The sequence below is a fragment of the Kiloniella sp. genome (assembly GCF_965205715.1).
In the GTDB taxonomy this organism is placed as follows: Bacteria; Pseudomonadota; Alphaproteobacteria; order Kiloniellales; family Kiloniellaceae; genus Kiloniella.
In genome coordinates this window covers 105,047-122,084 of the sequence record NZ_CBDBHW010000001.1, presented here as the reverse complement: position 1 = coordinate 122,084, position 17,038 = coordinate 105,047, and the positions used below count along the sequence as shown (strand labels likewise).

The 17,038-nt window shown below is 44.7% G+C and carries 22 protein-coding genes; 10 read left to right on the top strand and 12 right to left on the bottom strand.

Translation table 11 applies throughout. The features are described 5' to 3' along the window. Positions 1-38: 38 nt before the first annotated feature. Both tnpB (ACOGW3_RS00680) and ACOGW3_RS00675 read right to left on the bottom strand, forming a co-directional pair. The gene (gene tnpB / locus ACOGW3_RS00680) at positions 39-401 is read right to left on the bottom strand and encodes an IS66 family insertion sequence element accessory protein TnpB (RefSeq protein WP_419901186.1); all 363 of its coding nucleotides are present in this window, start codon (positions 399-401) and stop codon (positions 39-41) included. Beyond that, positions 401-739, bottom strand: coding sequence for a hypothetical protein (locus ACOGW3_RS00675; RefSeq protein WP_419901185.1), 339 nt, complete (start codon positions 737-739; stop codon positions 401-403). The genes tnpB (ACOGW3_RS00680) and ACOGW3_RS00675 overlap by 1 nt, the downstream gene beginning before the upstream one ends. Positions 740-862: 123 nt before the next feature. Here ACOGW3_RS00675 and ACOGW3_RS00670 point away from each other — a divergent pair, with 123 nt between their 5' ends. The 4 genes from ACOGW3_RS00670 to tnpC are packed head-to-tail and all read left to right on the top strand — an operon-like array spanning position 863 to position 3,543. After that, positions 863-1,195: a prepilin peptidase gene (locus tag ACOGW3_RS00670; protein ID WP_419901184.1), complete on the top strand. Its 333-nt coding sequence runs from the start codon at positions 863-865 to the stop codon at positions 1,193-1,195. 44 nt (positions 1,196-1,239) lie between these two features. Further along, entirely contained in the window at positions 1,240-1,578 is a 339-nt protein-coding gene (locus ACOGW3_RS00665; protein WP_419901112.1) for a hypothetical protein, read from the top strand. Then, positions 1,578-1,940, top strand: coding sequence for an IS66 family insertion sequence element accessory protein TnpB (tnpB, locus tag ACOGW3_RS00660; RefSeq protein WP_419901111.1), 363 nt, complete (start codon positions 1,578-1,580; stop codon positions 1,938-1,940). The genes ACOGW3_RS00665 and tnpB (ACOGW3_RS00660) overlap by 1 nt, the downstream gene beginning before the upstream one ends. 55 nt (positions 1,941-1,995) lie before the next feature. After that, a complete protein-coding gene (tnpC, locus tag ACOGW3_RS00655) occupies positions 1,996-3,543 on the top strand; it encodes an IS66 family transposase (protein WP_419901110.1) in 1,548 nt (515 codons plus the stop codon). On the opposite strand, the gene ACOGW3_RS00650 is transcribed toward tnpC, so the two are convergent. Together ACOGW3_RS00650 and ACOGW3_RS00645 are read right to left on the bottom strand one after the other, a co-directional pair. Continuing rightward, positions 3,525-3,701, bottom strand: coding sequence for a hypothetical protein (locus ACOGW3_RS00650; RefSeq protein ID WP_419901183.1), 177 nt, complete (start codon positions 3,699-3,701; stop codon positions 3,525-3,527). The two genes, tnpC and ACOGW3_RS00650, sit on opposite strands and share 19 nt — an antisense overlap. 254 nt (positions 3,702-3,955) lie before the next feature. Beyond that, positions 3,956-4,087: a hypothetical protein gene (locus ACOGW3_RS00645; protein WP_419901182.1), complete on the bottom strand. Its 132-nt coding sequence runs from the start codon at positions 4,085-4,087 to the stop codon at positions 3,956-3,958. Between ACOGW3_RS00645 and ACOGW3_RS00640 the strand changes: the two genes are divergently transcribed. Next, positions 4,074-5,306 carry an ISL3 family transposase gene (locus tag ACOGW3_RS00640; protein ID WP_419901077.1) on the top strand — a complete coding sequence of 411 codons (1,233 nt, stop codon included), beginning with the start codon at positions 4,074-4,076 and terminating at the stop codon, positions 5,304-5,306. The genes ACOGW3_RS00645 and ACOGW3_RS00640 overlap by 14 nt on opposite strands. A 624-nt stretch (positions 5,307-5,930) precedes the next feature. Here ACOGW3_RS00640 and ACOGW3_RS00635 read toward each other — a convergent pair. The 7 genes from ACOGW3_RS00635 to ACOGW3_RS00605 all read right to left on the bottom strand — a co-directional run bounded on the left by ACOGW3_RS00635 (position 5,931) and on the right by ACOGW3_RS00605 (position 12,534). Further along, the gene (locus tag ACOGW3_RS00635) at positions 5,931-6,236 is read right to left on the bottom strand and encodes a hypothetical protein (RefSeq protein ID WP_419901181.1); all 306 of its coding nucleotides are present in this window, start codon (positions 6,234-6,236) and stop codon (positions 5,931-5,933) included. Between the two features lie 95 nt (positions 6,237-6,331). Then, a complete protein-coding gene (locus ACOGW3_RS00630) occupies positions 6,332-7,294 on the bottom strand; it encodes a DUF2493 domain-containing protein (RefSeq protein WP_419901180.1) in 963 nt (320 codons plus the stop codon). A 371-nt stretch (positions 7,295-7,665) separates the two neighbouring features. Then, entirely contained in the window at positions 7,666-7,851 is a 186-nt protein-coding gene (locus tag ACOGW3_RS00625) for a hypothetical protein (RefSeq protein WP_419901179.1), read from the bottom strand. A gap of 268 nt (positions 7,852-8,119) precedes the next feature. After that, entirely contained in the window at positions 8,120-8,404 is a 285-nt protein-coding gene (locus tag ACOGW3_RS00620; RefSeq protein ID WP_419901178.1) for a hypothetical protein, read from the bottom strand. A 121-nt stretch (positions 8,405-8,525) separates the two neighbouring features. After that, positions 8,526-10,511, bottom strand: a complete 1,986-nt coding sequence (locus tag ACOGW3_RS00615; RefSeq protein ID WP_419901177.1) for a ParB/RepB/Spo0J family partition protein — start codon at positions 10,509-10,511, stop codon at positions 8,526-8,528. Positions 10,512-10,917: 406 nt separating this feature from the next. Beyond that, positions 10,918-11,886 carry an ArdC family protein gene (locus ACOGW3_RS00610; protein WP_419901176.1) on the bottom strand — a complete coding sequence of 323 codons (969 nt, stop codon included), beginning with the start codon at positions 11,884-11,886 and terminating at the stop codon, positions 10,918-10,920. A 63-nt stretch (positions 11,887-11,949) separates the two neighbouring features. After that, complete coding sequence (locus ACOGW3_RS00605) at positions 11,950-12,534, bottom strand: recombinase family protein (protein WP_419901175.1); 585 nt, start codon at positions 12,532-12,534, stop codon at positions 11,950-11,952. Positions 12,535-12,692: 158 nt separating this feature from the next. Here ACOGW3_RS00605 and ACOGW3_RS00600 point away from each other — a divergent pair, with 158 nt between their 5' ends. The 3 genes from ACOGW3_RS00600 (at position 12,693) to ACOGW3_RS00590 (ending at position 14,077) form a co-directional block, all read left to right on the top strand. Next, the gene (locus ACOGW3_RS00600; protein ID WP_419901174.1) at positions 12,693-13,424 is read left to right on the top strand and encodes an AAA family ATPase; all 732 of its coding nucleotides are present in this window, start codon (positions 12,693-12,695) and stop codon (positions 13,422-13,424) included. 4 nt (positions 13,425-13,428) lie between these two features. Beyond that, positions 13,429-13,752 (top strand): hypothetical protein, encoded by a 324-nt coding sequence (locus tag ACOGW3_RS00595; protein WP_419901173.1) that lies wholly within the window; start codon positions 13,429-13,431, stop codon positions 13,750-13,752. Between the two features lie 154 nt (positions 13,753-13,906). Beyond that, complete coding sequence (locus tag ACOGW3_RS00590) at positions 13,907-14,077, top strand: hypothetical protein (RefSeq protein ID WP_419901441.1); 171 nt, start codon at positions 13,907-13,909, stop codon at positions 14,075-14,077. On the opposite strand, the gene ACOGW3_RS00585 is transcribed toward ACOGW3_RS00590, so the two are convergent. After that, positions 14,018-14,311 carry a DUF4158 domain-containing protein gene (locus tag ACOGW3_RS00585; protein WP_419901172.1) on the bottom strand — a complete coding sequence of 98 codons (294 nt, stop codon included), beginning with the start codon at positions 14,309-14,311 and terminating at the stop codon, positions 14,018-14,020. The two genes, ACOGW3_RS00590 and ACOGW3_RS00585, sit on opposite strands and share 60 nt — an antisense overlap. Before the next feature lie 167 nt (positions 14,312-14,478). Between ACOGW3_RS00585 and ACOGW3_RS00580 the strand changes: the two genes are divergently transcribed. Together ACOGW3_RS00580 and ACOGW3_RS00575 are read left to right on the top strand one after the other, a co-directional pair. Beyond that, positions 14,479-15,063, top strand: coding sequence for a recombinase family protein (locus ACOGW3_RS00580; protein WP_419901171.1), 585 nt, complete (start codon positions 14,479-14,481; stop codon positions 15,061-15,063). 488 nt (positions 15,064-15,551) lie between these two features. Continuing rightward, positions 15,552-16,457: a replication initiation protein gene (locus ACOGW3_RS00575; protein WP_419901170.1), complete on the top strand. Its 906-nt coding sequence runs from the start codon at positions 15,552-15,554 to the stop codon at positions 16,455-16,457. The last annotated feature ends 581 nt before the right edge of the window (positions 16,458-17,038 follow it).

Genomic DNA, 17,038 nt, shown 5'->3' with positions numbered 1-17,038 from the left:
TTTATACTCACCAAAATAGTATAAAGTACTATAAATATTTAATATATTGCCGAGTAATTCACAGATTTATGCTCGTTCACATGGCGAAGATCAACACCATCCAGAAGCCAGTTCAGTTGCCTGCCATTGAGCTCAATCAGGGCTCCTTTGCTCAAATGAACAGGCCATGAAAATAGATCCTTTTCAAGGCTCTTCTGCCACATACAAAATCCGTTCTTTTCCCAATACAACATTTTTATCTTGTTGCTTAGGCGATTGCTGAAAACAAAGAGATGACCTGAAAATGGGTCAAGGCTCAGGATATCATCTACAAGAATGGACAAGCCATTTATCCCTTTGCGAAAATCCACAGGCTTCGCGCAAAGATAAATAACAGGCAAAGCATCCGAAGGTCGGCGCATCAGACACCTTCAAGGGCATTAACAATGGATGTCATATCTGATGTCCGGCCCGACACAGGCCAGTTAACTTCAAGCCCGTTGCGCAAGATAACCAGGCAATGCAGTCGTACTGGGATATCTTCTGAACCAGATAAAACCCGATGCAAATTTTCATCCACACCTGTAACAGCAAAAAGACCTTTCTTAACCAGTTCACCTTTATGGTGGTAAAAATCCTTCAGATCAAGATCGTGGGCCTCGGCATAAGCTTTCATCCCAAGTCCACTCTGATCACAGATACGCGTATGAGACAGCCACTGAATTTCTGTAGGCGATAATTTTTGATCAACTGAGGACATTAAGCTACTCCATTCATAAGGAAAAAATGAAGCATACTTGCTGCGACTTAACTCAAAAAGATGGGGTTAACGTCACGCTCACGAAGATTTAGAACTCATAGAATTTGTCTTGGAGTAACTAATTTGGAAACCCTAACGGCTGCATTAACGGTGGTAATTGTGTTATTGGTTTTTGCTTTGGCGTACATCGATGCGCGAACAGGATATTTACCGGATGTGTTGACTTTGCCGTTAGGTTTGGTTGCCTTACTCTATCACTGGAGCTTGAATTGGGTAATGTTTACGGCTGTGGAGCTTGTTTTTTCAAGTGCTGTTGTGGGACTTGTTTTGTTGGCCGTAAGATACGTTGGTAACAAAAATTATGTTCAGGATAGCTTTGGTTTGGGGGATGTAAAATTTTTGGCGAGTAGTACGTTGTTACGTGAGCGTGACGTTAACCGCATCTGTTTGAGCTAATGAATAATGGTTATGCTTCATTTTTCTTTTGAATGGAGCGTTTAATGTCAGCAATTGAGAACGATTTATCGCGAACAGAATTCCATTGGCTTGAGCATGCGCGTTCGTGTGAGTTAAACGGGGTGGGCATGAAAGCTTATGCCGAGGCACACGATCTTGACCTGAAGGATTTTTATCATCAAAAGGGGGAGCTTGTTAAGCGGGGTCTTTTTGTTGTTTCTAGTCGAGATGAAAATTTACACAAGATTGTAAATGGTTCAGCTGATGGCCCAGGCTTATTGTATTGTCAGGTTTGCCTTCGTAACGGGCTAGAAGTCAAATGGCCTGTTTCGGGGAGAACATCGGATTTAACATCTATTGTAGATGCACTTGAAGGTCTGTGATGCGGCGGCCTTCAGATGCTTTGCCCGTCATTTATCTTTGCGCAAATCCCGTTGATTTTCGTCGCGGCATAAATGGTTTGTCGATGCTTGTTGACGACATCCTCAGCCTTGATCCATTCTCTGGCTACCTCTTTGTTTTTTCTAATCGTCTAAGCAACAAGGTCAAGTTACTTTACTGGGAGAAAAACGGATTTTGTTTGTGGCAAAAGAGCCTTGAAAAAGATCGGTTTCATTGGCCACGACACTTGAGCAAAGGAGCCCGTATAGAGCTCAGTGGTCGCCAATTGAACTGGTTGCTGGATGGTGTTGACCTCCGTCATGTGAAAGAGCATAAGCCTGTAAATTATTCGGAGATATATTAAATATTTACAGCACTTTATACTGTTTTGAAGAGTATAAATTTGGTATACTTCGGCTATGTCAAAAGCGCCCATTTCTTTCCCTGAAAGCCTTGAAGAATCACGTATTTTAATAGGTGGTCTTCATGCGCGTATTGATATTCTTGAAGAGCAAAACAGATTATTGCGTCATCAGCAGTTTGCCGCTTCCAGTGAGAAGACATCCCCGCAAGAGCAAGGTCTCTTGTTTGATGAAGCAGAGGAAGCGGCTGAGGACGACACAGGGGCAGAAGACGATGATAAAGAGATCAAAGTTCCAGCTCATACCCGTAAAAGGGGTGGACGCCGCTCTTTGTCAAAAGACTTGCCCCGTGTGCGGATTGAACACGATATCCCCGAAGAAGAAAAGATTTGCGCTTGCGGATGTGGTCTTATGGCCAGAATTGGGGAAGAAGTCACCGAACAATTGGATATAATTCCGGCTAAAATGCAGGTTCTTCAGCATGTGCGTTTCAAATACGCCTGTAAATCATGCGAAGAAGGCGTAACAATCGCGCCCTTGCCACCACAGCCCATCCCCAAAAGCATCGCTTCTGCTGGACTTCTTGCTTATGTGGTAACGGGAAAGTATGTGGATGGCCTGCCTCTCTATCGTATGGTACCTGTTCTGAACCGCTCCGGTGTGGAGTTTAACCGTACATTACTCTCGCGGTGGGTGATCAAATGTGGTGATCTTGTTCAGCCCCTGATTAATCTGTTTACCGACCATCTCCTAAACTACGATATCATTGCCATGGATGAGACTGGCGTTCAGGTCTTGAAAGAACCTGGGAAAAAACCTCAAAGCAAATCCTACATGTGGGGGCAAAAAGGAGGCCCTCCGGACCAGCCAGTGATCCTGTTCCACTACGATCCCTCCAGGGCGGAGGATGTGGCAAGGCGATTGTTGGAAGGTTACACTGGGTATCTTGTTAGTGATGGATATCAGGTCTATCTGAATGTGACATCCGACAGCACAATCATCGGCGTCGGATGCATGGCTCACGCCCGGCGTAAGTTCAATGATGTCATCAAGGCACGGAAGAAGTCCAAAAGGCGAAAACCCGGCCTTGCCGATCATGCCATGGAGGCCATCAGAGCTTTGTACCGCATTGAAAAGCTCGCAAAAAACATGAGCGATAACGAACGTCGGCTATTACGCAAGGAAAAGGCCAAACCAATCCTTAAAGACTTGAGAGAGTGGATTACCAAGGTCAAATCGTCGGTGCCGCCGACATCGTTACTTGGCAAGGCTTTGCACTACATTGATAAGCAGTGGCCTCGGCTCATTCGCTACCTTGATGATGGCCGCTTGCCAATTGATAACAATGAAATGGAGCGCGTAATTAAGCCGTTTGTAATAGGAAGGAAAAATTGGCTGTTCTCAAAATCCCAAAATGGTGCCAAGGCCAGTGCAAATCTTTACTCTATCGTCGAGACCGCCAAGGCTAACGGGATCGAGCCATATTCATATCTTCGACACATTTTTACCCAATTACCTAAAGCAAAAACCGTCGAAGACTTTGAAGCTCTGCTGCCCTGGAACGTCAACAGAAACAACGTAACACCTTACATCATGCAAAAATAGGTGCGGTTAACGTCACGCTCACAATTCTCTAGCTGACGGCAAAGAACTTTTAGCTGCTTTATTTGGGCAAAAGCTTCTTTGCGTGCATCCCAATATCCTGTTTCATGTGATCTGATTGTTTCACGTGTAACATCTTGTTTTTGCACTGTATTTTCCATTTTCTTAATCCACTTCTCTTAATTGATATGGGTTGATGTTGAGCATCAACCCTGACCTTCCGGCGAGGAATGGGATTGGAAGGGGAAAAGAAAAAAATACACAAGTGGTGCGGCCCGCAGCCCCTTCTTTGGGGCGAGGACACGGTTGTGTCTTTTTTTCTTTGGGGAGAAAAGGGCAACAGCCCTTGGTTCCCCTTCTACCGGAGTAGAGCGTAGCGGACGTAAGGGAAAACTTGGCTTGATGTAGCAACAAGCTAATATTTAGACGGAGAAACTTGGCTCTTCTCCGCTTTGTTGAGTAGAAAAAGATGCCGACCGCCAAGTAACCTGTTGATATGTATGGTTTCTGATAACTTTACATAGAGCAGGTATATGACAATCAACATCTCGCAGCATATTTTAGGCCTCAAAGGGCAACGTGTAAATGAAATTAAACTGGATGACGGCGGTGTTAAGATTGTCATTCACTGCAGCCGAGACGCGCGTAGGAGGGCTATAGACCCTGCTACAGGCCAGAAGGGAAGCATCAACCAGCATGTCCGCCGACAAGTAAACGACATCCCCCTTTTTGGGTATCCTTGTGTGGTCGAGATTGAGCTGGCGCAGGTTTATATTAACAAGGGCGAACGCCGCATTGAGGGGTGTGATTTTGTTGATAAAGGGTGCCGTTTCACTCACCGATTTTGCCGACTGATCAGTGGATTATGTCGGCATATGTCTATTCAAGCGGTTTCCAGACATTTGGATATACGATGGGAAACGGTCAAGAATATCGACAGGGCATACCTTATTGAAACTCTCCCTACGCTTGATCCTGCAGAGCTAACTGGCTTGGAATATATTGGTGTAGATGAAGTTGCCCGGGCGAAAGGTCATGACTACATGACGGTGGTCTACGATATGGTTGGCGGTCATCTGATCTGGGTTGAAGCAGGCCGAACTGCCGAGGTTTTTTCAAGGTTTTTGAAACAACTGCAACCAGATACAGCCTGCAAAATAAAGGCCGTAGCGATGGATATGGGGCCTGCCTACCAAAAGGCTGTCAGAGAGTCCTTGCCGTTGGCCGACATAGTATTTGACCGTTTCCACGTCATGAAAAACTACAGCAAAGCTATCCATAATCAGCGTCGACTTGAGTTCAGAAAGGCCGATCCAAGTGGTAAAGAGTTGATGAAAGGGACACATTATCTGTTGCTCAAAAATGCGGATAAGTTGAGTGAAAAACAAAGTGACAAGCTGCAAAGGTTGCTGGAGAGCAATAGCAACCTGAATGCACTTTACGTCTTGAAAGAACAGCTTCAGCTGCTGTGGAGTGCCGCTTCATTTGAGGCGATGGCGGAGCAACTGGAACGTTGGTGCCTGATAGCAGATCAGTCACAGATGCTCTATCTAAAAAAGTTCGCGAAATCCCTACGGAAACATTGTGTGGGCATCTGCAACTACGCCAAACACAAGCTCACAAGCGCCAGGATAGAGGCTGGTAATGTCAGTATAGGAATGATCCGTAAGCGAGCCAGAGGCATCAAGGATACCGAATACTTCAAACTCAAAATTAGACAATCATCCATTCCAGATAATCAATCTATGCTCTATTTGAAATCCTAAATCTACTCAACAAAGCGGAGAAGTGCCAGAAACTTTAACCCTCGGTGTCCTCGCGCCCTGGGCAAAGCCAATGGGCGTATCTGTTGGCCATAAGGCCAACTCAATTAAACAAAAAATACTCCAGCCAATTCAGAACATTCATACTTTCAGGTGAAGCATGACTTCCTTAACTCGCGCATAGTGCGCGAGCAAGACCAGCCTTTGTAACGGGATCGCCTATGGATAAAGGGGTTTTTTCCACATTATGCACATGATCGAGTGATAGCGAGTGATTGGGTAGAATGTGGGAAATAACCCCGCTACGGACCTTTAGGGCCGTATTATCCACAGGCTATCGCGTTTGGCTGGTCGCAGTCTTTTGATTTTCGCGAGCTGGAGACCTCCATATCTCAAAGCCGCGAAAATCAAAAGATTTAGGAAGTCCAGAGTTAGCAGGAAAGTAAAATCCTACGAAAAAAACCGCTTTGCTATCATCAAAGGGGGTTCCAGGGAATAGCAAAGCGGCTTCGCAGATATGACCTTTAAGGGAAAAGGACATTAAGTTACCTTAGCACAAAACCTAAAAAAGAAAAGCCGCTCTAAATATTAGAACGGCTTTTGTTTTTATTAAAATTAGCGGCCTGACTATGTGGAAAAGCCGCCTAAAACAGCAATAGCTACACCAAGCATCGCCGCTGTTACTCCTAATGTGGTTATTGTCTGCATCCATCTATCAGCACGATTAGTATCTATTTTCTGCTCTAAGCCTTTAAACTGTGCATCAGTCTTCTGCTCTAAGTCTTTAAATTCAGCTTTTAAGTCTTTAAAGTCACCTTTGATAGACTCTTCCATATGCTCAAAACGGGCAAGTAACTTAGGTAGAAATATTTCAATTCCTTCCATTTTGCCCTCTGATTTTGCCATACGCTCATTCATAGATGTATCAGTCATATCTTTTTCCCATTAGCTATATATAAGTTCTCATTTAATTTTAGTCAATCAAAACAAAGTGAAAGGGGCAGACTACGCCCCCTTCCCTAAAGGCTCTAGCAATCTTCACCCTGATAGGATTTTAACCCGTTTTCCTTTGCCAGTTTCCGCAAGTGTTGTTGAATCCCGCCTTGCCCAAAAACAATAGTTAGGGCTGGGGTCAATTCGGTAAAAATTTCGCGATTACGATCAAAGGGGGCTTTTTTACCCTTTTGACGGATACCAAATTGCACAACCTGTACTTTGTTTGTTCGCGCCCATTGTCCTGCAATCAAATCCCCGCCTTTAGCATTGCCCGTTGTTACCAGATACATATCTGCGTACTTTTTCAAAAGTCGATCAAGAACACCTGTTACCTTGTCCATGTCTGTTATTTTTTGATCACCTGAAAATAAAATAGGTGTTCCTTTAGGCAAGTGGACCAAGGTTTCATTGACTTTACGCGCCTTGAGAAAGTCCTTGGCATCAATCACGCTTGCAGTTTGTTGTTTACGATTAGCAAGGCTCTGGCGGGTATGGGGCATCCATGCCTTGCCTGTAATCGTCTCAAACACTTCTCCCGCACAAAGACAAAACTGCTCCAGTGCTAATTGTTGGCCTTCCAGAATTTCCATTTTTCGCTGTGCATCCTGTAAAAGCGTATCGTTAATTTCACTACCATCTTGTGAGGCTAACAAGTCCTTAATTCCATAGCTTTCTTTATCTATTTTTACCCCGATAGAATTAGCTCTACGGTTAAAGATGTTCACAAGGTCCGACAAAATCACGCTTGTGAGATCATCTAAAACAGAATGTTCTAGCTGATCTGCAAGGCTTGTCATGATCTCGGACAAATAATCCGTGGCTTCTTCTTCACTCAAATCTGCTTTGAATGTTTTTTCTTCTGCAAAGGGGTGAGTTCCATAGAGTTCCATTGTCTCAATAGCTGCGCTTGTTGCGGTTAAGTTCTGGGATTGTTCCATCTGCTTTTCACCTTCTAAAATGTTTATTAAATTAAGCTCGTTTTGAGCACCAAACATTTTCGCCGTGAAAGCCAAGATTGGAGAGGATCAAGGGCCGCGCTTTAGCGCGGGGACCAGAGCCACGCGCAGCCGCTTGCGGCGAGCATGGCGAGGACCCACCCCTTGATCCTCTCCAATATTTGTTTCAAAGAAACAACAAGAAAAGTACGACCGAGAGGTCGTTCCTGATTGTGGACGACGAAGGAGGCCGCGCCAGTAAAAATGCCAAAAGCAACTCCGCCATCAGATCGCTGCAAGTCCTGTCTTATGGACCGCTAAAAAAAGAGGCGGATGCGCCGATATAAACACTTCACTTCAAATACACAAAATTCCTCACAATTAAAGAAATACCCCTCCGGAGATCACTCCGAAGGGGTAATAGCTCAAGCCTAGCTCTCATGCTCAGACGACTTGTTTTCTCTGATCACAATCTTCCCGTTCACCGGTAGGGCAAAGAGCTTGATATTAAATCCAAGGCCGTCTTTGTGAGGCCAGGCGGCACCAACCTTGTGCCAGTATTTTGTGTCTTCACCATCAGAGATTTCGTAAGCTGTGAATGTTGGTTTTGTTGTCATTGTCTTTTTCCTTTTCTTTGAGTTGATGGCTAAATGTAAGGAATTTTGTCAAAGGGGCTTTGCAAGCCTTAATTTGTTGCGCGAGGAGCCTTTAGGCGGGGAAATTAAGGCTTGTAAAGGTTCTTGAAATTTCTATTTTGCCTAAATCAACGAGAGATTAAGGAAAAACCACTGACCCCTAAATCAATCTGCGCTCACTCGAATATCGTCTGTTCTGCACACAATCTCTGCAGCAGATTCAGCAGCACACACCCCAAAAGATTGCCCTTTAACACAAAACATCGAGCCTTAGCTGTGAGCGCTCTGCGTGTTTTTCAGCAACGTCAATCGCCACATCAACCGACGAAATAATATCTGTAATCGCCTTACTCGCCCCATTTTTCAGACGTCCATAGACCGAGAAAAATTCCGCTCCCGCTCGATCAATTCCGCCGCAAATATTTTCCCCCTCACAAATACAGCCCTCTAATACCAGATGGCTATACTCGCTCCAATTTGGCTCTTTGCGGCCCATACAACAGTTGTAATATTGCTCTATCCGAAAATTTGACATTTTTTTCTCCTCTTTGAATCAACTTCAAAAAAGAAAAAACTGACTTCCCTTCCAAAAATCCGCCACAAAAAAAGGGCCAGACAATTAAGTCCAGCCCTAAAGTGTAGGGTTATTGGTTACATCAAACAGCTTGCAGATAATCAGGAATATCGGAGCTATCTGATATATCTTCCGCTACTTCTTCGTCCGTCTCCGAAACAAACGCGGGAATAACCAAATTATGGCAAACCATATCCTGGTTAATCATTTCCTGCGGCAACCATTTGGCTGCTCGGGCACGTTGTTCGGCACTTAGACTTGCATTATCAGGATCAAAGAGACGTGCGATTGCATGTGCAAGGTTAATCTTTTTCTCCGTCGATCTCGATAACGCCCAATTATCATCTACGATTTCCGCACCAATTTCCAGCAACTTCTTTGTGGATAGCCGTGAGAGAAAACTCTCACTCGTCGGAGACCAGCCTTCACGGATATCCGTCCCGAGCAGAACCTCCGCCTCACTCACCCCCTTATTGTGCTCGAAGGATTTCGATCCCGTATATGGACGACGAACCCCAAGCTGCGCCTTGAAACTACACCCAACACAGTAGCTTAAAAGCTCCACCTTATCCGTCTCGCTTAAACCAAAAACAACTGAACGCAGCTCACCATCCTCAACAGAAAATAGCTTTTCAAATTTTTCGTGAATAGCCGAGAGAACACCCTGTGCAGGAGTGGCGTCAATCTCCACATCGTCTAACCGTTCCCCCTGAGCCGCAAGGCTGATTGCCAGAGGCTTGTCAACAAAAGTCCTAAAGGTATCAATTACAAGACTGTACAACAAAAAATCACGTGCAAGATCAGGATTGCGCGCAAGGTCCGCCTGAAAACACTTAGCCCGCATTGCCGTCAGACGATCAAGAACAACGCCCGAATATCCTACAACTGAAGAAGCATCAGACGCTTCTTCAGAGGATCTATCCCCCTCATCACAATCAGATGTATCTATATCAGCTTCTTCCTCACAACGACGAACAAGGCCCCGCTCAACACTTATCTCTCCAGTCCAATCAAGAACGACCACAACTCCACTTGCAGCCTTTTCTTCAGGGGAGAAAAAATCACACTTTTCTTCAAGCTCTCGATACTCTTCCAGTAAGTCCCGAACCATAGTTTCATCAGCAAAATTACCTTGCTCATCGAGCACTTCAAGCTCAGCCGCAATCTCGTCCATCCGCACAAGCTCTTCTTTTGATAGCTCCGCCCTTTCGGGATAAAACTTCCGGTCAAAACTTGGTAAAATTTCATCAGAATCTTTCACCCGTTCCGCAAAGGACCAGCCTGCTTCACGGTATTTAGAACAAACCTGCTCCATCCTTTCATCAACAAGCCGTTCCAGGATTTCCGGAGATATCAGCAACACATCATCATCCGAAGAAAAAAGATCTCGCTCAACAAGACCCCCAGCCCCCTCATACGCTTTCAGCCCTACAAAACGCGCAAAACGATGATTGGTTTTGTAAGTTTCAACCTGCATCGCTTTTTTGATCTGATACTCGGAGAAATGAGTGTTCTCCCGAAAATAAGCAAGCTGACGCTCCTGGTTGTCCGTTGCGCCAAAGGCTTTGAGGATATCAAGCGTAATATCTCCCTTCTTGTAGCTTTCAAAAATCTCTGGCGCGATCGTCGCCAGACGCAACCGCTGCTCAACATGACGTACTGTCGTCCCGAAATCATGCGCGATTTCTTCAACACTCATCCCAGCCAATGAAAGTTTGTGAAACGCCTCAAACTCTTCAGAAGGCTTCATCGGCTCGCGTACAACATTTTCCATGAGCGATACCTTCGTGATATCAACCCCTTCTGGCACAATCCGGCACTCGACTTTGTAGCTCTTGTCTATATCACCGGCCTCTTGTAACTCTTGCAACGCAGAGAACCGACGCCCGCCGCATATCACTTCTGCGGATCCGTCATTTACAAAAACTGTTAGTGGATTAATGAGCCCCGCGGTCTTAATAGAAAGTTTCAACTTTTCCAACGAACCTTCTTGCGTAGCTTCTGTCCGCACGTTGTGCTCGGAAATTACAAGTTTATCCAGGCTGTACTGCTTTTTTCCGTATTTCATTGTCTATTCCTTCGTTTGATGTGGACATAAAATTTCCAGAAAAGGCTCAGAATTTCTTCCAAGCCCTTTCTTCAAACAAAAAGAACCTCCTCCACTTCAAAGCAGGCCTAAAACAAAGTCCCCTGCGATCTCACGGGTACAAGCATTCCAAGGGCCATATTCAACCCCTCAATATTTGCCTCATGGAGCTTCGTGAGCGATTTGGGCAAACCATTGTATGCGTCGTGGTGATTGTAAGTTGGCCAACGGGAACTCTCTTTCCATAAATCACACTTATTTTTTCGCCATTCGTATTGAACAATCCGCACTGGAACCCCCTCTTCGCTTTTCAGAAAACAATGATCTGAGACAATCGCGCGCCACTCGTGCTTGCCTATCTTCATCGCAGGGGTTTTAAAATATATTTTCATTGTTCCCCCTCCCCTTGAAGACCTTGTAAATACTCCGTTGCCGCCTGTGCCTTTGAAGCGGCTGTGAAAATCGCGTATTTGTCACCTCGAAGAACATCCAGCCAGTTTTTTACGTAGTGAAAATGGTCTTCGCGCGGAGCAGGCGAGATATTCAACAGCGCACAGGTCATCGCAGACGATATCTCTGCCACAAGTTCTTCAGCGGCGTACTTCTCACTGCCGAACCGTCCCGAAAGGTCGCGGTCCAGACGATGTTTTGCACCCGAGGCATGGGCCGCTTCGTGGGCTAAAACAGAATAGAAGTGCTCCGATGCCGTTCCATATTCTGTTGCAACAAAACAGGATCGCGACGGCATACCGATGTAATCCTCAGCCGGACAATAGAAGGCTTGGCCTTGTCCATAGCGGATATCAAGGCCCGTATTCGCAAAAAACGTTTCAGCACTCTCAAGCCTTTCCTCATGGTCAGGTACAGTACTTTCAGGTGGCTCCCAGCCCTCAACCTGATCCGCATTAAAGACCTTCGAGCTCCAACATTTTAAATGGCTTTTACGATCATCGCTTTCTTCGTCAGCCGGGGCTTCATCGTCCTCGATGTGGAACTTCTTCCAAAAAACAATACTGGTTCCCTTGCTCGCCTTCTTTACCTGGGCACCAAGCGCTTTCCATTGCTTGAAACTCGCCCAATACCCGGAAGTAAAGCCCGAGGTCTTTCCTGAGGCCCAGAGAGAAACAATATTACCGCCTCGATAGGTCTTGCCCGTCAAGGCATTCAATGGCATTGACAACTCCCCATGGCTTTGCCACGGCATTACCCATTTCCGGCCATCGGCTAAACCGCTCTCAATCGCCTCTATGATCTTGTTTGTAACTTCTTGCGCTGCGTTAAACTTTTGCATTGCTTTCTCCTGGCTTGCGGAACCGGAGACCTCTTCTCCAGTTCCTGGTTCAACCAGGAAAAACATTCTTCTCTTCAGATATAAGAAGAACATTCAAGCGTTCCTCACATGGGGCTTGGGGAAAAGTAACTAAACACCTTCAGCTTTAAGTTTATTGATTCTTCGGTAAAGACTGGATCGAGATAAACCTATCATTTTTGCCACCGCAGCTCCTGTGCGATGTTTTCCGTTTCCATCGGGTTTTTCCAGAAGATCCATAGCCATTCGGATACTCTCATCAGAAACCTTTTCTTTAGGCCCTGATCTCTTACCACTTGCCCAGGCAGCCTCTAGCCCCCGCATGGTACGCTCTATATTTAAGTCCCTCTCAAGCTCTGCAAATGCTGATAAAATCAAAAGTATAAGCTTCCCAATAGGACCATTGGATGAGTCCAAACTATCGGTAATTGACTGAAAGTTAATCTTACGCGACTGAAGATCTTTAAGAAATATCAAAAGATCAGTAGTTTTTCGACCAAGCCTGTCGAGTTTCCAGACCACTAGAGTGTCACCAGGATTCATTACAATCATTGCATTTTCTAATTCTGGTTTGATTGTCGCCACACCAAATATCTTTTCATGAAAAACCTTGTCGCAACCAGCCGCATATAAATCTTTTATTTGAGTATCAAGATTTTGCTCTGTTGTTGAAACTCGCGCATAACCAATTTTCACAATAATTGTCCTGTATTATATTAATTATATTTTCAATTATAAGACAATTAAATATAGGACACAATTAAAAGACACCATTTTACACTTTTTTCACAGCAAACAAGACTGTCCTACAATCCATCATTTATAAGACAATTAAAGTTTATTTTATTTTTAGTATGGTATATACTAGTATGGTATGGTATATCCTAGTATATACCATACCATTTAAAGGTAAGAAAATGATAATTTTAATGGGACAAACAAAGGGTGGCGTGGGCAAGTCAATGCTTTCGGCTAACCTAGCAGTTTACGCCGTACATGAAGGTAAAAACGTTCTTCTAATTGATGCAGACAAGCAGCAAACAACCAGTAAGTGGGCTAGCGTGCGAACTGTCGAACAAGTCAAGCCCGTAATTCAGTCTGCCACTCTTGCCATAGACAAGCGAACAGATGCAAAAGCTTTTGCCAAAAAAATCAAAGCTCTCTCAGAAGAATATGACGATGTAATTATTGATTGTGGCGGACAAGATAGCAGAGAACTACGCACAAGCCTTGCTATCGCTGAATGTTTGATTGCTCCTTGCCGTCCTAGTCAAGCAGATATTTGGGGGCTAGGTGATCTTGATGACCTAGTTAAGCAAGTCGAGGCTATTAATCCAAACCTAACTGCAACAGCAATATTTAATCTTGCCGATGGGCTAAATGTTCATAATGCCCTTGGACAATCTAAAGAGGCTATTGAGGAGCTAGATTGCATCCAATTAGGAGATGTAAAAATTCTGTCTCGTCCTACACTAGCAAGTGCTTATCAAGACGGGCAGGGTGCAAGAGACCTAAATCAGTCCAAAGAGCCCGCTAAGAAAGCGACAGCGGAAATAGCTAAATTATACAATATTATTTACGGATAAAACTATGGCAGAGAAAAAGAAAATGAGAAGCCCAAAACTTCTGGCTACCCAACAGAGTATTGACAATGAAAAATTTGACAATTTTGTAGATGGAGCAGATCCTATGCTTGAGGGCGGAAACGGCGAGCCAAACTTAAATGAAAGGCCATGGGAAAATTTACCATCAACACCCAAAGTAAGATCTATGCTTTTGATTGACCCTAGAGATAAAGCAAGACTCGATTTTATTGCTGAAAAAACAGGAAGATCTGCTCAAGCCATCTTACGAGGTTACTTTGAAATAGCTTTGAGAGATGAAGCCGAAGAACTATATAACAGTATGGTATAGTATGGTATGGTATATACCATACTATCAAAATGAAGAGACGTACGATGGCAAACGATAATCAGTGCAATGAAATTAACAATATTTTATATGAGAAATACGAAAATATAGTCCTGAGGGAATTTCAAAATAATCGTAAACAAAACAATTTGACAGAATATTATCTGGCACAATGAACCGTCAGGTACAGACAGCAAATTCACTCGAACTTAAAGGTATTCCGCACCATACAGACGCCCGCTTAAACGAGTTCGATTATTTTGGGCTATCAAATAATCTTCAAAGAGAACACGGAATAGAACCTCCCATAAAAGGGCAATCTTTTTAGACACATGTTCAGATGATTCTTGATATTTGGCATAAAGGTAATAGGGGTGTGAAGCGCGGTGGAACAGTAAACCGGTTTAAGGCTTGAAAAATTATGGTCCGCACGCCGTTTCTTTATCTGGGCGCAGTCAGTATCATCCAAATGAAAATACCGTGCGAGTTGTTCTTCGGAAGGAGGATAGGAAAAGTTTCCATAACGCTTTAGTTGCTCATCAGACAAAAACTCTACCGGCATTTTTCCACTCTCATCAAACGGTCCTTTGTTAAGGCAATTTTTCAACCAAATTCAAACTTTGAGAAACCCTCACATATTTAATCTCATCTTTCCGTCTCAAAAATCAATATCCTATAAACTCATTATTATGCTACAAAACAAGACAATTAAAATTTTTGTAGGCCAAAATGGGAAAAATTATAGGATACGCTCGCGTCAGCACTAGCGAGCAAAACTTGGATCTTCAGATTGATGCACTGAAAAAAGAAGGGTGCACGAAGAGGAATATATATATCGACAAAGTGTCTGGTAAAAAAGCATCACGCCCCGGTTTAGATGCTTGTATTGTCGCGCTAAAACCTGGTGATATTTTACTTGTCTGGAGGCTTGATCGTCTTGGGCGTTCTATGTCTCATTTAGTAAATTTAATAGAACAACTTATTGAAAACAAAATAGGTTTTAAATCTATATGTGACGGTGTCATTGATACAACAACCGCATCTGGCGAGTTTGTTTTTAATATTTTTTCCGCCCTTGCCCAGTTTGAACGCAGGCTTATACAAGAAAGAACAAAAGCTGGATTGACGGCCGCGAGGGCCCGAGGGAAGAAAGGAGGAAGGAAGGTCATTACAGCTCAGGATCCAAGGGTGATCATGGCCAAAGAAATGCATAAAAATCATGCTATAAGTATCCAAAAGATATGCTCAACTCTCAAGATTTCACGAGCTACATTCTATCGATATCTTACAATTCAGGAGCAAAATTCTCCTTAACCCGGTTTTCTGTTCCACTGCGCTTCACACCCGAAAACCGAGATTTTGAGAAGGGCGCATTTGCCGCAAAATTTCAGGTTGGTTTTTCGGGGGTTTTTGGCCCCTCGATTTCGGAGCGTCAGCACCCCGATTTTCGGCACCCGATTTTTGCGCCTTCCGAGCCATCCCGCGAGCTGCTCAAAATTGGAGTCCGAACGTCGCCAGTTTTGACCCTGATTTTTCTCTTAGCAATTTTTCAGGTTTTGCCACCTGGTCGAAACTTGGATTTTGGCAAAACGGATCCCAAAAGGACCAAAAACGGAAGTTATCCACAGCCAAAAACACCCCCGGCTATTTCTTGTTCAAGAGTTCTCTTAAGTTCAGGGAGCGCAAACCCCTTATTTTTAAGGCTTAAAAAAGTTACAAGTGTGGTATTGGGCCGCAAAAGTGTGGTATTGGGCCGAAATCACGAATTGACAAGTGTTAAATAAACACGAATAAGCCACACCATGAAAAAGACAACGCAAGTGGCCGCTGACCGCGCCTATGACCAGACAAAAACCGTCCTTCCAACCGAGGTTGCAAGGGGGGTCTACATGCAGAACGCGCCGAGCCTTCGCGCCCTCAAATTGATGCACCTGATGATTGGTAAAGCAGGGGGCAGAATGGCCGACGATACGCGCCACGAAATGCGCCTGTCAGACATCCGCAAAATCGAGGGCATGGCACATCACGACCAAGAAAGCCTCAAGCCTCTGTTTGCTGAATTGCGCGGGGCCACAATTATTTACGACGAGCCGGAAAAGAAACGCTGGTCTATTGGCGGGCTGCTCGATCAAGGCATGGTGGACTATCGCCACGAATTGACGGGTGACGTGCTGGTGTCGTGGTATTTTGGGCGGATGTTCCGCGACATGGCCGAAGAATCCAATCACTGGGCAATTCTCGACCGTCAAACGGCCTTTGCCATGACCTCAAAATATTCCGTTCTGCTGTTCCAGTATTTTGCCAGTCTGCAAGGTCTGAAACACAAGACGGGCGAGGTGTTTACGGTGCCGCAGCTGCGCGCGATGTTGGGAATTGAGCAGGGTAAATCCAAACGCTTTGCTGACCTAAATCGCAATATTCTCAAACCCGCTATTTCTGAAATAAATCAACTCTCTAGGTTCACGTTGACGGCCACGCCACGCAAGATCGGGCGCACTGTTGCCAGCGTTGAAATCTCTTGGGAACCAAAGCCAGACCCAACGGCAACCAAGCGCGAACTGGACAGCCCCAAGGTAGGCCGCAAGGCGCGACGGAACGGCAGGGCAGAGACGCCAGTAGTGGCCTTCCCTGCTCTGGCGGCATCCGCTATGCCGAGCCGTGGCAGACCATCGCCAAGACCCACGGCAGCGGCAAGGATATCAACCTGATTGCGGGTGATTTCCGCAACTGGTGCGCAGGCAAGAACATTCCGCTCGATGGTCCGAAGGTGGAACGCCAGTTCGAGACGTTTTGCAAAAGGATAGCCTTATGAGGGCAATAGTTTTATTGATATTATCGGTAGTGATAATTTGGTTTATCGCAGCAACGTTCGATTTCGGTGAAGAACGTACCGTATATTCCGCGAGAAAAACTCCATTACCTTTGAATGGGAAACCCAGTCTTTTGGCCCATAACCCAAGTACCTATAAATTACGAGGGGATCAAATTGTGCATAAAGTCCTGTGGTTTGTCGACGAATATGATGATTGTGAAATTTACTCAATTGATGACTGGACGTGCAATTTTCCGGATGGTTCGGCTACTTTTGGATTTAGGTACGGTTCGTACTGGCATCGCTCAAAGCTTGGGAAAGACTATCATGACACGCATTATCTTAGTCCCCTTGAATATCACATCCTAAGATGCCGATGGGATTGGTTGGATGGTCCAATCCAAATGCTGGCTTGCTTCTTACGGCCATTTTCTTAAGTCCATGTTATATATTGGTTATTTTGGTTTTCATGGGCAT